The sequence below is a fragment of the Halobaculum sp. D14 genome (assembly GCF_051195135.1).
Taxonomy (GTDB): Archaea; Halobacteriota; Halobacteria; order Halobacteriales; family Haloferacaceae; genus JBNTKA01.
In genome coordinates, this window is sequence record NZ_JBNTKA010000001.1 from 488,947 (window position 1) to 503,949 (window position 15,003).

General features: G+C 73.6%; 15 protein-coding genes. All 15 read left to right on the forward strand.

Features of this window, described 5'->3' with window-relative positions:
• Positions 1-59 precede the first annotated feature (59 nt).
• The 15 genes from ACQUST_RS02475 (at position 60) to ACQUST_RS02545 (ending at position 14,786) form a co-directional block, all read left to right on the forward strand.
• The gene (locus tag ACQUST_RS02475) at positions 60-263 is read left to right on the forward strand and encodes a heavy-metal-associated domain-containing protein (RefSeq protein WP_435124499.1); all 204 of its coding nucleotides are present in this window, start codon (positions 60-62) and stop codon (positions 261-263) included.
• Between the two features lie 147 nt (positions 264-410).
• Positions 411-1,481 (forward strand): TIGR00341 family protein, encoded by a 1,071-nt coding sequence (locus tag ACQUST_RS02480; RefSeq protein WP_435124502.1) that lies wholly within the window; start codon positions 411-413, stop codon positions 1,479-1,481.
• Positions 1,478-2,803 carry a hypothetical protein gene (locus tag ACQUST_RS02485; RefSeq protein WP_435124505.1) on the forward strand — a complete coding sequence of 442 codons (1,326 nt, stop codon included), beginning with the start codon at positions 1,478-1,480 and terminating at the stop codon, positions 2,801-2,803. Before ACQUST_RS02480 ends, ACQUST_RS02485 begins: the two co-directional genes overlap by 4 nt.
• Before the next feature lie 215 nt (positions 2,804-3,018).
• Complete coding sequence (locus ACQUST_RS02490; RefSeq protein ID WP_435124507.1) at positions 3,019-3,960, forward strand: DUF2182 domain-containing protein; 942 nt, start codon at positions 3,019-3,021, stop codon at positions 3,958-3,960.
• Between the two features lie 105 nt (positions 3,961-4,065).
• On the forward strand, positions 4,066-5,208 hold the full coding sequence (locus ACQUST_RS02495; RefSeq protein ID WP_435124509.1) for a WD40/YVTN/BNR-like repeat-containing protein: 1,143 nt from the start codon (positions 4,066-4,068) through the stop codon (positions 5,206-5,208).
• A 327-nt stretch (positions 5,209-5,535) separates the two neighbouring features.
• A complete protein-coding gene (locus ACQUST_RS02500; protein WP_435124511.1) occupies positions 5,536-7,197 on the forward strand; it encodes a permease in 1,662 nt (553 codons plus the stop codon).
• A 2-nt stretch (positions 7,198-7,199) separates the two neighbouring features.
• A complete protein-coding gene (locus ACQUST_RS02505) occupies positions 7,200-8,480 on the forward strand; it encodes a hypothetical protein (RefSeq protein ID WP_435124514.1) in 1,281 nt (426 codons plus the stop codon).
• Positions 8,481-8,588: 108 nt separating this feature from the next.
• Entirely contained in the window at positions 8,589-10,382 is a 1,794-nt protein-coding gene (locus ACQUST_RS02510) for a cbb3-type cytochrome c oxidase subunit I (protein ID WP_435124517.1), read from the forward strand.
• 108 nt (positions 10,383-10,490) lie between these two features.
• A complete protein-coding gene (locus tag ACQUST_RS02515; RefSeq protein WP_435124519.1) occupies positions 10,491-10,805 on the forward strand; it encodes a hypothetical protein in 315 nt (104 codons plus the stop codon).
• On the forward strand, positions 10,802-10,975 hold the full coding sequence (locus ACQUST_RS02520; protein WP_435124522.1) for a hypothetical protein: 174 nt from the start codon (positions 10,802-10,804) through the stop codon (positions 10,973-10,975). The genes ACQUST_RS02515 and ACQUST_RS02520 overlap by 4 nt, the downstream gene beginning before the upstream one ends.
• A gap of 269 nt (positions 10,976-11,244) precedes the next feature.
• Positions 11,245-11,445, forward strand: coding sequence for a hypothetical protein (locus ACQUST_RS02525; protein WP_435124524.1), 201 nt, complete (start codon positions 11,245-11,247; stop codon positions 11,443-11,445).
• A 204-nt stretch (positions 11,446-11,649) separates the two neighbouring features.
• A complete protein-coding gene (locus ACQUST_RS02530) occupies positions 11,650-12,066 on the forward strand; it encodes a PadR family transcriptional regulator (protein WP_435124526.1) in 417 nt (138 codons plus the stop codon).
• The gene (locus tag ACQUST_RS02535) at positions 12,059-13,288 is read left to right on the forward strand and encodes a Glu/Leu/Phe/Val dehydrogenase dimerization domain-containing protein (RefSeq protein WP_435124529.1); all 1,230 of its coding nucleotides are present in this window, start codon (positions 12,059-12,061) and stop codon (positions 13,286-13,288) included. The genes ACQUST_RS02530 and ACQUST_RS02535 overlap by 8 nt, the downstream gene beginning before the upstream one ends.
• Positions 13,285-14,340 (forward strand): hypothetical protein, encoded by a 1,056-nt coding sequence (locus ACQUST_RS02540; RefSeq protein ID WP_435124532.1) that lies wholly within the window; start codon positions 13,285-13,287, stop codon positions 14,338-14,340. The genes ACQUST_RS02535 and ACQUST_RS02540 overlap by 4 nt, the downstream gene beginning before the upstream one ends.
• Before the next feature lie 164 nt (positions 14,341-14,504).
• The gene (locus ACQUST_RS02545; RefSeq protein WP_435124535.1) at positions 14,505-14,786 is read left to right on the forward strand and encodes a ribbon-helix-helix protein, CopG family; all 282 of its coding nucleotides are present in this window, start codon (positions 14,505-14,507) and stop codon (positions 14,784-14,786) included.
• Positions 14,787-15,003: the final 217 nt, after the last annotated feature.

A 15,003-nucleotide genomic window follows, 5' to 3' on the forward strand; every position in this document is an offset into this window, starting at 1 on the left:
TTCGCCGGGACCCCCACGGTTTTCCGGCCTTGAGGTAGCGGCGGCGCGTCGGTTCGGGTATGACGTCGTTCGTCGTTCCCGTGACCGGACTGTCGTGCGGCAGCTGCGAACAGCTCCTCGAAGACCGCGTCGGCGCCGTCGAGGGCGTCACGTCCGTCGACGCCGACCACGTCGCCGGGACCGTCCGCGTCGCCGGCGACGACGTCGACCGGGGCCGCGTCGAGCAGGTCGTCATCGAAACCGGGTACGGCGTCGGCGAGTGACCGCCGGCGTCCGTCTGCCGCCCGCTCGCTCGCGTCGCCGCGATTCGGTGACGCCGAACCGTCTGCGCTGCGCTGGCGTCAGTCGACCGACGATGATTCACGCACACACACAGCCGGCCGAAGCGCCCTCCCCCCGTGGAGACTAGCATGGCTCGGCAGGACATGCGGCTGGTGGAGGTCATGATCCTGAGTCCCGAAGCGCGGGAGGCCGTACTCGGCGTTCTCGACGACGAGGGGCTCGATTACAGCCTCAACGACCGCTCGGACAAGCCGGAGGCGTCCGCGAAAATCTCGTTTCCGCTCCCCGCTCACGGCGTCGAGCCGATACAGGAGCGGTTCACCGAAATCGGCATCCGCGACTCCATCTACACGGTCGTCTACAACCCGGAGGCCATCGTCTCCGACCGGTTCGTCAACGAGACCGGCCCGGAGCACGTCGGCGCGCTCGCCCCGGGCCGCATCTCCCGCCGCGAACTCCACTCGAAGGCGGCCGACCTCATCCCGGACTTCGTCATCTACGTGCTGATGACCGCCATCAGCTCCGTCGTCGCGACCTCGGGGGTGCTGCTCGAGTCGACGTCGGTGCTCATCGGGTCGATGGTCATCGCGCCGCTGCTCGGCCCCGCGATGGCGACGTCCGTCTCCACCGTCATCGACGACCGCGGCCTGTTCCGGCGCGGCATCGACTTCCAGTTGAAGGGGCTCGCCGTGTCGGTGCTGGTCGCCGTCATCTTCGCGTGGACCGCCAAGACCGTCGGCGACATCACCGTCGACGTCCGGTCGGTGCTGAGCATCAGCCAGCACACCTCGCCGGCGTTCCTGCTCGTCACCATCGCGGTCGGCTCCGGTGTCGCCGGCGCCATCGCGCTGTCGACGAGCGGCTCCACCGAACTGGTCGGCGTCATGGTCGCCGCGGCGCTGATGCCGCCCATCGGCGTCCTCGGCGTCGGCGTCGCCTGGATGGAGCCGGTGGTCATCGTCGGCTCGCTCGCCGTCATCACCGCGAACATCGCCGCCATCAACCTCGCCGGCATCACGTCGCTGTGGTACCTCGGCTACCGGCCGACCGAGTGGCAGGAACTGAAGCGCGCCCGCGGCGTCCTGCTGCGGCGCGCCGTCGCCCTGCTCACCCTCATCGCCGTCACCGCGATGGTGCTCTCCCGGGTCGAACGCGGCAGCACGCTCCGGCCGTTCTTCGACGTCCTCCCACTGCTATGACCGACGACACACCCGACCGCACACCCGACCGCACACTCGACCGCATCGAACGGAGACGAACCGGCTCCGCCGACCGCGCCGCCGACGGCGACGACGCGGGCCGCGACAGCGACGTCGACCGCGGCAGCGACGCCGGCAGCGACGCGAACCGAAGCAGCGACGTCGCTGCCGACGGTGGCGGTGCGGGCGACGCGCCGCGGGACGCGCCGGAGGTGTCCGCGTCGGCGCGGGACGCGCCGGAGGTGTCCGCGTCGGCGCGGGACGCGCTGTCGCTGCTCGGCCGCGTGGTGTCGGTGGCCGTCCAGTTCCTCCGCGTGTTCGCGCGGGTCGTGTTCATCGGCGTCACGGTCGTCGCCGGCTTCCTCAGCGAGGGGGAGCGCGACGGCCCGTTCGCGAACTGGTTCCTGCTGTCGGGGAGCCGGTGGGCGATCATCGGCGCGCTCGAAGTCGCCTTCTTCATCGCGGCGCTCGGGCTGGCGTTCGTCAACGTCATCGGCGTCCAGAACTCCGGGTTCGTCTCCACGATGTTCTCCACCATCATCGCGGGGCTGTTCTCGTTCGTCCCCATCGTCATCACGGTGAACAGCCTCGCGATGTCGAGCCTCTCGGAGTCGCTGGCGGGCATCACCGAACGCATCGACAACGTCGCCGACTTCCGCGAACAGATCGCGGCGCTCGACCCGGAGCTGCACGTCACGCCGACGAACCCGGCGGCGTTCGTCGAGGTGGTGACGCAGCTGCTCGTCGACGCCGCAGACGACGTCGAGGCGGCGGCCGCGGACCTCGACGACCCGGCGGACCGCGAGGTGGCGGCGTTGCTGTCGCGGTCCCGCGGCACCGCCCGCGCCATCCGTGAGGCGCTCGACGGCCGGAACCCGGCCGTGTTCGACCTGCTCGTCCCGATGATGCGGCAGGACTACGCCGAGTACGTCAACCGGACGCGGTCGGCGAAGCTCCGGCACGACCTGCCCGCCGACGCGGACGCCGGCGTCGCCGAACTCCAGAAGCTGCTGACGGTGCTCGACGTCACGCGGCACTACTTCAAGACGATGTACCTCCAGCAGGAGCTCGCGAACCTCTCGCGGCTCATCGCCTACTCCGGGATGGCGGCGTTCGTCGGCTCCGTCATGGTCATCATGGTGTTCGCCGGCGGCTTCCCGCCCGGCGGCCCGGCGACGCCGGTGCTGCTGCTCGTCGCCGTCGGCCTCACCGTCGCGTTCCTCCCGTTCGCCATCCTGTTCGCGTACGTCGTCCGCATCGCGACCGTCATCAAGCGCACCTCCGCGCCGGGCGCGTTCACGCCGAACGGTGAGCAACCGTGACGGGCCGCTGCGGCAATCCGCTGCTGTGCTGCGGCCCGGTGTGGGCGCGGTTCCGCCCGGCGGCCGCCGTGAGCGACTGGCCGCCGCCGCTGCTCGGCCGACTCCCGCATCGTCCCCGCAGCATCTCCGCACCGCCCCCGATCGACCGACAGACGCACCGGCTGGTCACCGCGCGGCCCGCGGCCGCGAGCCGCGAATCCGACCGCCCTCCACGAATGCCCTCCACCGACTCCGACACCGAACCAGACGCACGAACCGACTCCGACAACGAAACTGACTCCGCCGGACGCGACGATTCCAGCACGCGAGTCGACTCGGCGGTCCGCGCCGCGCGCGACGCGCTGTCGGCGCCCGACGTCGACCGGGCGACCGCCGTCGTCGTCGCGATGCTCGGCGTCGACGCCGTCCTCTGGGTGCTGCTGTACCGCGGCGCGGTCCCGATGCCCGGGGCGTCGTGGCTGATGCAGCAGGCCGGGGTTCCGATGGCCGCGCCGGGCGCGATGGAGCTCGCGGCGTTCCACGTCGGCACCGTCGAGGCCTTCGCCGGCTACCTCGTCGTGTGGGGCGTCATGATGTGGGCGATGATGCACCCGGCGATGACCCGGTTCACCCGGGAGTACGCCGACGCCTACCGCGGCGGCGCCGGCGGCGCGGCGCTGTCGCTCGCGTCGTTCATGACGGGCTACCACGCCGTCTGGCTGCTCTCCGGCGTCGTGCCGCTGACGTTCCACGCGCTGCTGCCCGGCGGCATCCTCGGATTCACCGCGGCGCACACGCACCTCGTCGTCGGCGGCGTCCTCGTCCTCACCGGCCTGTACCAGCTCACCGAGTTCAAGCAGTCGCTGCTGCGCAGTTGCTGTGCCCGCGTCGCCCCGCACACCGACTCCGTCCCCGAGGCGGTCGAGGAGGGGCTGGGCCACGGCGTCCGCTGCGTCACCATCTGCTTCGGGCCGTTCTTCCTGCTCATGCCGTTCTTCGGCGAGATGAACTTCTTCTGGATGGTCGCGCTCACGGCGGTCGTCACCGTCGAACGGCTCCCCGTCTGGGGCGACGACGTCGCGACCGCGACCGGCGTCGTCAGCCTGCTCGCCGGCCTGGTCGTCCTCGCCGTCCGCCCCGACCTCGGCCTCCGCTTCGCGACGTCGATGGGGATGTAGCGCGGACGCGGACGGCTCCCGGCCTCGTCCGACAGTCGCCGACGATTCACCGCGGCATCCGTCTTTTTCACGACACTAACCGCCGCAGCGGCCGACGCGCCGAGCATGAGCGACTCGGACGCCACAGGTGACGCGAGCACCGCGACTCGCCGGTCCTACCTCGTCGCCGCGGGCGGCGCGCCGGCCGGCCTCGCGGGGCTCGCCGGCTGTCTCGACGGCGGTGACGGCGGCGACGGGGGCGCCGGCGACGCCGACGCCGACGGCACCGCGGCCGCGACGCGGGACGACGAGAAACGCACCGACGTCGGGTCGACGACGCCGGACGACAGCGAGTCGTTCGCCGACGGCGCCGAGGAGGGCTGGACGCGCGCCGACCCGCCGACCGACGCCGCGCTGTACGACGTCGTGCTGTCGCGGGAAGGCCCGTACGTCGTCGGCGAGGGTGGCGCGCTGCTCGCCCGCGCGAACGGCCTGTGGGAGCTCGTCGGGCAGGGCGACGTCGCGGCGACGAGCAACGCGCTGTACGGCGCCGCCCTCACCGCGGACCGTCGGCACGTCTGGTTCGCCGGGGACGCCGGCGCGCTCGGCGTGTTCGACCTCGACACGCTGACGCTCCGGGACTACTCGGCGCCGATGGGGATGACCTCCTCGTGGGCGGACGTCGCCGCCGCCGGCGCCGCCGGCGGGGAGTCCGTCTGGGTCGCCAACGGCTCCGGGCAGGTGCTGCGCGGCCGCCTCGACGGCGTCGCCGTCGACTGGTTCGACGTCCGGAAGCCCGGCGCCGGCTCCTCGTTCACGGCCGCCGAGTTCGTCGACGCCGACACCGGCTTCCTCGCCACCGGCGCCGGCACCGTGTTCGCGACGGCCGACGGCGGCCGCAACTGGCGGCGAATCGGGATCCACGGCGCCGGCGGCGCGCTGTTCGACGTCGCGGCCGCCGGCCCGGGGCACGTCCACGTCGCGGGCGCGGGCGGCGACATCTACCGATACAACGGCCGGACGTGGACGACGCTCAGCGCCGGCGACGCCGACGTGAACGCCCTCGTGTTCGACGCCGACCGCGGCGGCTACGCCGTCGACGCCGCCGGCGCCGTCTACGTCTACGCTGCCGGCGAGTGGGACGAACACGCCCGGCCCGCCACGGACGCCCTGGAGGGAGTCGCGTTCGGCACCGCGTCCTCCCCACAGGTCGCCGTCGGCGACGACGGAACCATCGTCGAGCGGTTCGGCGCCACCGACGACGGCTGACCCGCTGGCGCGCCGGTCGCTGCGCCAGTCGCCGCGCCCGTCGCCCTCGACGACTCCGGCGCCCGATCTGCCGGTGTCTATTCCGCCGGCGTCCACTCCGCCGGCGCCCGCTTCGCCGTCGGACCTCGTCGGGAGCCCTCGGCGGGAGACGGGGACGCGCGGTGTTTCCCGAACGCCACGAAATCGGGGCGGACGACCACCCGAGCCACCGGATTCTGAACCGACTTTTCACTCCCGGCCGTCTCTCGCGGTAGCCCGACCGGTCCGGCCGGAGCGGCGCGGCGGACCGACCCGAACGGTCGGCGACGAATCTCTCACGACAACTCCATGGGACTCATCGGCTCCGTCTTCCACGGCCTCACGCTCGCGTTCGACATGGCGTTCGACTCCTGGTGGGCGCTCGTGCTCGGCTTCGCCATCACGGGCGCCGTCGAGGTGTTCGTCTCCGAGGACGCCATGACCGACTACCTCGGCGGCGACGGCTGGCGCGAAGTCGGCTACGGAACCGCCTTCGGCGTCGCCTCGTCGTCGTGCAGCTACTCCGCCATCGCGATGGCGCGGAAGCTGTTCAAGAAGGGCGCCTCGCCGGTCGCGGCGCTCGGCGCGTTCATGTTCGCCGCGACCGACCTCGTCGTCGAACTCGGCCTCGTGATGTGGGTGCTGCTCGGCTGGCAGTTCGTCGCCGCCGACTTCCTCGGCGGCCTCGTCGCGATCGCGGTCCTCACGCTCGCCTACCGGCGCGTCCCCGACGAGTGGTGGGACGTCGCCTACCGGAACGTCCTCGAACTCGAACAGCACGAGTGCGAAGCGTGCGGCATGGCGGCGCCGCCCGAGGAGGAGGAAACCGTCGTCGCGGCCCACCGCGACGAGACGCTGTACTTCTGCTGTGGCGGCTGCCTGAACGCCTGGGAGGCGATGCACGACGCCGACGCCGCCGTCCGCGACGACGAGTCGCCGAGCTGGCTGTCGCGGGACGGCTGGGTCCGCGCCGCCTCGGCGTCGATGCGCGAGTGGGACATGCTGTGGGACGACATCGCCGTCGGCTTCCTGCTCGCCGGGCTCATCGCCGGCGTCGTCCCGCGGAGCGCCTGGGCCGTCGTCTTCACGACGAACGAGGGGTTCCTCTGGGTGCTCTGGGGCGCGCTGATGGCGACGCTCGTCGGCGTCGTCACGTTCATCTGCTCGGTCGGAAACGTCCCGTTCGCGCTCGTGCTGTGGGCGAACGGCGTCCCGTTCGGCGCCGTGCTGTCGTTCGTCTTCGCCGACCTCGTCATCCCGCCCATCGTCAACGCCTACCGGACGTACTACGGCGGCCGCATCGCCGCCGTGCTGTTCGGCGCGATGGCCGGCGCCGCGGTCGTCGCCGGCGTCGTCGTCCACTACGTCTTCGGCCTGCTCGGGCTGATTCCGCCGCACGGCGTCACCGGCGGCACCGCGCCCGGCGAGTACACGGTCGTGTTGAATCTGCTGTTCACGGCCGTGTTCGTCGCGCAGCTCACCGCCGCCTACGGCCGCGAAACCGTCGGAAACTGGCTCCTCGACGCCATCGGCCGCTTCGGCACGTGGTACTACCGCGTCGAGCGGGTCGTCGGACCGGTCGGCGAACTCCTGCTGCTGCTCGCCGCCGCGCTCCGAACGGCCGCCGGCGTCGTCGCGACCGGCGCCGCGGCCGCCGCGGACCTCGTCGGCGACGCAGTGACCGACGCCGCGGTCGACGCCGAACCCCACGCAGCCGGTGACGACGGCGGGCCGGCCGCGACTACCGGCGCCGCACCCGGCGACGCGAAGCCGGAGCCGGGTGCCGGGTCGGACCCGGAGCCGGAGCCGGACTCGGACCCAAACCCGGACTCGGACCGCTCGGTCGACCTCGACGTGCGCACCGCCGGCGCCGACGCCGAATCCGGTGACTCAGCTGCCACCGACGCCGACACTGACTCCGGCGACGCCGACGCCGACACCGGCACCGGCGGCGCGACGGACGGTGTGTAGCCGTGGAGCGGTGGCCGGCGTCGGTCGGCGATTTCCGCGACCGCTCGCCCGCCGTCACGGCGCTCGGCGGACTGACGCTGCTGTTCACGGTCGCCGTCCGGGTCGCGGAGCTGTACGTCCCGCAGTACCTGAATCTGCTCGGCGCCTCCGCCGCCTCCCTCGGCGGCTACGCGGCGCTCGCGCTGCTCGTCGAGGCGGCGGTGCCGGCGCTGTCGGCGGAGCGCCGCGGCGTCGACCCGGTCGCGGCGCTGCTCGCGGCGGGCTGTGCCGCGACGATCGGCGCGTTCCTCTGGCTGTTCGCCGGGGCGGCCGGCGCGCTACTCGGCGTCTCCGGGGTCGTCGTCGCGACCGCCGGGTCGCTGCTCGCCCGCACCTGGGGCACCCACGGCCCCGGCGCGCTGTTCGACGACGCCCTCGTCGACGCGGAACACGCCCGGGTCACCGAGATGCTCACCGAGGTCGGCGCGCTGAAGCAGGCCGGGCTGCTCGCCGTGCTGGCGCCGACGGCCGCGCTGTTCACCGCGGTGTCGCTGTTCGTCACGGCGTTCAGCGTCTACGCCGCGGTCGTCGCCGCGCTCGGCGCGACGGCCACGGTCGCGCTCGCGGTGCTCGGCGGCTCCGGCGACGTCGAGACTCCCGCCGTCGACCGGCCGCGCCCCGAACTCGGCGGGGTCCGCGCCGCGCTCGACGACCTCACCGTCCCGCTGTGGCGCGGCGTCGCCGCCGGCGGCCTCGTCGCCGCCGCCGAGGGGATGGTGTCCGCGTTCCTCGTCATCGTCGTCGTCGAGTACCACGCCGTCGGCCTCGCGACGCCGCTGGTCGACGTGCCGCCGACGGCCTTCTTCGGCGTCCTCGTCGCCGCCGAGACGACCGCGGCGCTCGCATCGCTCGCGTTCGGGTCGCGGCTCGTCCGCGCCGCCGGCACCGTCCCGGTCGTCGCCGCCGGCGCCGCCGCGACCGCGGCGTTCCCCGCCGCGCTCGTGCTCGCTCCGTCGAACCCGCCGCTGCTGCTCGCGCTGTTCACCGCCTACGGCGCCCGGTTCGTCGGCCGGCCCGCGCGCGACGCGCTCTTCGCGGGCCGGCTCCGCGCCGCGCTCGGCGACGACGAATCCGTGCGCGACGCGCTCCGCGCCTCCCGGCTGGTCCGGCGCGGCGCCGCCGTCCCGGCCGCGTTCGCCGCCGGCGTCCTGTACGGCGCCAGCCCCCTCGCCGCGTTCGGACTCGCGTCGCTGGTCGGCGCCGCCGGCCTCTGGCTGTACGTCCGGTTCGTCCGAGCCGAGTAGTCGCCGCGGGGCGGACCGCGGATTGCCGGTCGCCGACGGCCGAACACGGGCCTGGTGGGCGGTTCACGGATTGCGAGCCGTGAAGTGGCCGTCCGCCGTGGCCCGGATATGAGCAGTCGGGCGGAGCGGCTGGTCGAGCGCGCCCGGCGCGCCGCCCGGGACGCGTACCACTACGCGCCAGACGCGGTGCCGTCGAACCCGACGCGGTGGCTGACGACGCTGCACCACCGCGACATCGGCGTGCTGTACCTCGCGTTCGCGGCGACGATGGGGCTGTGGGGCGCGCTCGACGCGATGCTGCTCCGCGCCGAACTGGTGACGCCGCAGGCCGACGTCTGGGGCGCCGCCACGTACAACGCGCTGTTCACGACGCACGGCCTCACGATGCTGTTCCTGTTCGCGACGCCGGCGCTGTTCGGGTTCGCGAACGTCGTCGTCCCGCCGCTCGTCGGCGCCGACGACATGGCGTTCCCGCGGGTGAACGCCGTCGCCTTCTGGCTGCTGCCGCCCGCGGCGCTGCTGATGCGCGCCGGCCTGATTGCCGAGTTGGCCGGGGCGGTCGTCGCGCCCGATACGGCGTTCCACCCGCCGGCGGTCGGCTGGACGCTCTACCCGCCGCTGAGCGTCCGGATGCCGAACGTCGAGGTCGACCTGCTCCTGCTCGGCATCCACCTCTCGGGCGTCTCCACCGTCGCTGCCGCCATCAACTTCGTCGTCACCGTCGTCGAGGAGCGCGGCGACGACGTGCCGTGGGCGAGCCTCGACATCTTCTCGTGGACGATGCTGACCACCGCCGGCATCGCGCTGTTCGCGTTCCCGATGCTCGGGTCGTCGCTGCTGATGCTGCTGCTCGACCGGAACTTCGGGACGACGTTCTTCGCCGTCGGCGGCGGCGGACCGATTCTGTGGCAGCACCTGTTCTGGTTCTTCGGCCACCCCGAAGTCTACATCCTCGTGCTGCCGGCGATGGGCGTGCTGAGCACCCTGATTCCGCGGTTTTCGGGACGGGAGCTGTTCGGGTTCACGTTCGTCGTCTACTCGACGCTGGCCATCGGCGTGCTGTCGTTCGGCGTCTGGGCGCACCACATGTTCGCGACCGGTATCGACCCGCGGCTGCAGGCGTCGTTCATGGCGGTGTCGCTCGCCATCGCCGTCCCGTCTGCGGTGAAGACGTTCAACTGGATCGCGACGATGTGGAACGGCCGGATTCGGCTCACCGCGCCGATGCTGTTCTGCGTCGGCGCCGTCTTCTTCTTCGTGCTCGGCGGCGTCTCCGGCGTCCTGCTCGCCGCCGTCCCCGTCGACCGACTCTACCACGACACCTACGTCGTCGTCGGCCACTTCCACCTGCTGCTCGTCGGCGTCACGGTGTACGCCGCCTTCGCCGCGTCGTACTACTGGTTCCCGCTGCTCACCGGCCGCTGGTACGACCGCGGGCTCGCGAAACTCCACTTCTGGACGACGTCGGTCGGCGTGTTCGTCGCCTTCGACGCCATGTTCGTCGTCGGCGCCATGGGCGGCCCGCGCCGGTACGCGACGTACCTCCCGCGGTTCGCGCCGCTGCACCAGCTCGTCACCGTGTTCGCGTTCGTCCTCGGAGTCGCCCAGCTCCTGTGGCTGTGGAACGTGCTTCGGTCGGCCATCGCGGGCGACCCGGTGACGAGCGCCGACCCGTGGGACCTCGCGGAGCACGGCCAGTACAGCCGCGAGTGGGCGTGGTTCGCCGAACGCCGACGGGCGCGGGCCGACGCCGCGGACGACGCCACGGACGCCGCCGACACCGCCGCCGAGCCGCCGCGTGCGACGCATCCGACCACGTCGACGCCGGAGAACGCCGACCGCTCCGCCGACGACAGCGACGACACCGACGGGGACACCGGCGACGGCGACTCACGTCGGTGACCGGCGACCGCGGACGGCCCCGGGGTGTCGCCGTCGGCGTCCCCGGGACACTCGCGAAATCCGGACGCCGACCGGCCGCCGGGCCGAACGGACGGACGAGAGCCCTCCATGACGTTCACCTCCACCACGGTCCCCGGCGTCGGCCGACGATTCACGCTCGACGGAGTCGGGGACGCCGACGACGCGACAGACGGCACGCCGGCCGCGGAGTCACTCGTCGCCGTCGTCCGCCGCGACGGCCGTCGGGAACTGTACCGATGCCGCGACGACGCCGCCGAGCGAGTCGCCGTCCTCGACGAGCGCGACGCGACACGGTTCGGCGTCGCCCTCGCGGGGCTGTACGGCGCCGCGCCCGACTTCGGCGACCGCGGCGACGCGGCTCGTCGCGGTGACGCGTCGAATCCGGGGAGCGACGACCGATGAGGGCGTACAGGCGCCGGGTCGCGGCCGCGGTCGCCGGCGTGACGCTCGCCGCCGCGGTCGGACTGACGGTCGTCGGACGCGTCCCTGCGTCGGTGCGCGGCGCGTTCCTCGTGGTCGCCGGCGTCGGCGCCGCGTACAGCCTGCACCACGACCCGCTGACGCTCCGATGACTCCGTCGGTGGCTGACGGGCCACGGCCCGCGTCGCCGTGACGCGCTCGGACGCCGGCGGCAGACGTCGGCCGCCGCCGACCGTACTGCTCGAAAGGCGGCAGAAGCGGGATTCTGAACCGCTTTTTCCCCTCCGGTTGTCTATCCGCGTGGAGCGTTCCACCGCTCCACCACATCGCTGTCCCGCCGCCCCGCCGCTCCACCACCTCGCCACCCCGCCGCTCCGCCGTTCCGTCGCTCCGCCCGCTCACCGCCTCCGACCGACTCGCCGTGACTCGACACCCCGCTCCATCCCCACCGACGTCGAACCCACGCGCCGCTCGCGCCGCGCTGGTCGTCGCCGCCGGCGTGGCCGGCGCGTCCGGGCTGGCCGCAGTCGTCGCCGCCCCAGCGCTCTGGGGCGCCGGCTTCGACGCCGGCGTATTCGCGGCGGCGACGTTCGCGGCCGCGCTCGTCGGTGACCCCCGCTGACGCACCCGCCGCTCGTCCGCTCCACGCCATCCGCTCCGCCCTCCGTCCGCTCCGCCCTCCGTCCGCTCCGCGCTATCCGCTTCGCCCCTCCCGCGCCTTCCCGCCGTGCTCCGCGACGCCGCGCCGGGTACGCAGGCCCGACGCCGGGTTCGACCCCCGGCCGCGGCTTCGACGGCGACCCGCCGCCGTCCCGCCCCTCCATCCATGGACACCCACGACACCCGCACGCCCATCGACGTCTCGCCCCGCGAGGAGCGCCTCGACCCGGCGCCGCTCACCGACATGACCGGCTTCAAGCGGAACCTCCTCCGCGGCGTCGCCCGCCTCGACGGCGAACGACCGCACGGTCTCGACCTCAAGGCGGCGCTGGAGGCGCACTACGACGACGCCATCAACCACGGCCGGCTGTACCAGAACCTCGGCGAACTGGTCGACGCCGGCCTCGTCGACAAGCGCCCCGTGGACGGCCGGACGAACGCGTACAGCGTCACCGACGACGGCCGGCGCGCGCTCGCCGCTCACCACCAGTGGGAGGCCGAGTGTCTGCTCGCCGCCGGCGCCGAGGAGGCGGCCGGCGGAACCGTCGGTGCCGCGAATCCGCCGGAGGCGACCGATGAGTGACGCCGCCAGCGCGGCGCGTCGACAGCTCGACCGGGCGGCCCGCCACGTCGACGTCGACCCGGCGGTGCTGCGCGGCCTGCGCCGCCCGGACCGGGTGTTCGAGACGACGGTGCCGCTGGAGCGCGACGACGGCCGAATCGAGCATCTGCCAGCGTTCCGCGCGCAGCACGACGACGCTCGCGGTCCGTACAAGGGCGGCATCCGGTTCCACCCCGCGGTGGACCGCGGCGAGTGCGTCGGGCTGGCGACGTGGATGACGTGGAAGTGCGCCATCGCCGGCGTCCCGTTCGGCGGCGGCAAAGGCGGCGTCGCCGTCGACGCCGGGGGGCTCTCGGCCGCCGAGTCCGAGCGGCTCACCCGAGCCGTCGCCGACGCCTTCGCGCCGGTCGTCGGCCCGGACCGCGACGTCCCGGCGCCCGACGTCGGGACGACGGCCCGCGAGATGGGCTGGTTCGCGGACCAGTACGCCGACCCGTACGAGCCGGCCGTCGTCACCGGGAAGCCGCCGGTCGCCGGCGGCTCGGAGGGCCGCGCGAGCGCACCCGGCCGGTCGACCGCGCTCGCGACCCGGCACGCGCTCCGCGAACGCGGCCGCTCCGTCGACGGCGCCCGGGTCGCCGTGCAGGGGTACGGCGCGGTCGGCGCGAACGCCGCGCGGCTCCTCGACGACTGGGGCGCGGATGTCGTCGCCGTCTCGGACGCCGGCGGCGGCGTCTTCGACCCGCACGGGCTCGACGCGCACGCCGTCCCGAGTTTCGCCGAGCGGCCGACCGCCGTCACGGACCACGACGCCGACCGCATCAGCAACGCCGACCTGCTGCGGCTGGACGTCGACGTCCTGATTCCGGCGGCGCTCGGCGGCGTCATCACCGACGACGTCGCCGAGGCGGTCCGCGCGGACGTCGTCGTCGAGGGCGCGAACGGACCGACGACGCCCGACGCCGACGACGTGCTCGCCGAGCGCGGCGTCGCGGTCGTCCCGGACGTGCTCGCGAACAGCGGCGGCGTCACCGTCTCCTACTTCGAGTGGGTGCAGAACCGCACCCGGAACTACTGGTCGCGCGAGCGCGTCGTCGACGAGCTCGACGAGCGGCTGCGGACTGCCTTCGACGCCGTCCACGCCCGCGCCGAGGCGGACGACCTCCGGTACCGCGAGGCGGCCGGCGCGCTCGCGCTCGAACGGGTCGCCGCCGCGCGGCAGGCCCGCGGAGGCGCCCGATGACCGCCGCAGGCGACGCAGACGGACCCGCGGCCGGAACCGCAGACGCCGCCGGTGGCGACGCCGACCCGCCGGACTGGCGCGAGGAGTACGCCGACTTCGACGGGGACTGGCGGCGCGTGGAGTCACCGACGGAGGAGACGCTGTACGGCGTCGTGGTCACCGCCGAGGGGCCGATGGTGTCCGGCGGCGACGGGCAGGTGCTGTTCAGGCACCGCGGCGAGTGGGTCGTCGTGCTCGACGCCGGCGTGAACGCGAAGCGGGACACCCTGTTCGGGATGGACGTGACGGACGACGGGCGGCGCGTCTGGTTCGCCGGGAGTTCGGGCGCGCTCGGCGCGTACGACCTCGTCGAGGGCCGAACCATCGACTACTCCGCGCCCGGCGAGAAGACGTCGACGTGGGAGGACGTCGCCGTCGCGGGCGTCCGCGGCGACGAGCGCGTCGTCGCGGCGAACGGCTCTGGCGAACTCCTGGAGGCCGAAATCGGCGACGACGACGCCCCGGAGTGGCGCGACGTCGTGAAAGCCGGCGGCGGCTCCTCCATCTACGCGGTCACGTACGGCCCCGGCGACGCCGACGTCTCCGGCGCCTCCGACGACTCCGGCGGCCGCGGCGGCGACGCGGCGGTCGCGTACGCCATCGACACGAACGGGAAGGCGTACGCGCGGCGCGACGACGACTGGGTCGAAATCGGCGTCGACGGCGCGCAGACGGACTTCGCGGACGTCGTCGGCACCGACGGCCGACTGTTCGTCGTCGGCGGCGACGGCCTCGCGCACCGCTACGACCGCGGCCGCGACAACTGGACGCCGGTGCGCGTCGGCGAGGCGGACCTGAACGCCGTCGACGCCGCCGGCGACGACCTCACCGTCGCGGCCGACGACGGCCGAATCTACGAGCGGGCGCCCGTCGTCGGCTGGCGGCCGCAGGCGACGATGACCGAGCAGAACCTCCTCGACGTCGCCGTCTCCGACGGCCTCGACGTCGCCGTCGGCGCCGGCGGCGTCATCCTCGAACGCGACGCCGCCGGCGACGCGACCGACGGGACGTAGCCACCGGAACGGAAACCGGTGGCGAGAACCGCGGCACGGTCACGGTTTCGGGCGGCGTCCGCCGGCCGCTTCCGGGGTTTGATTACTTCCACCTTGAGGCGGGTATTTACCCTCGCAGCCGCTGTAGAGAAGTCCGCGCCCGCTCAGCAGCGGGCTGGTTTCACATGTCTGTCGACGTTCCCCCCGAATCTGACGAGCCCTGTGTCGACCGCGTCACGGTCAGACTCCCTCGGTCCACGACCGAGGCGCTCCAGGCGCTGGTCGACGACGGCGTCTACCCGAACCGGGCGGCCGCCATCCGAGCGGCGATACGGTTGCTCCTCGCGCGCGAACGCGAGGGCGACGCGAGGACCCGCGCGGACGCGGACACGACCGCCGGAGCCGACACGGGCACGGATGCCGACGCCGGCATCGACGCCGATGCGGGCTTCGACTCCGGCCGGTGACGCCACGGCTGCGTGCGTCCCGACTCGGGCGCCGATGCGACTTCCCCCTAACCGGTTCCCCTGTCGCTGACCGGCGGGACGCGGTGCGTCCCTCGCCGGCCGAACCGGACGGCTGGGCTCGTTCCGGCGTCGTCGCCGGCGACTCCACCAATTTTCGACCCGGTGCCGGCGGCGGGCTGTCACGGGTCCGCACGGTCGCGACAGGGTTAAGTTGATG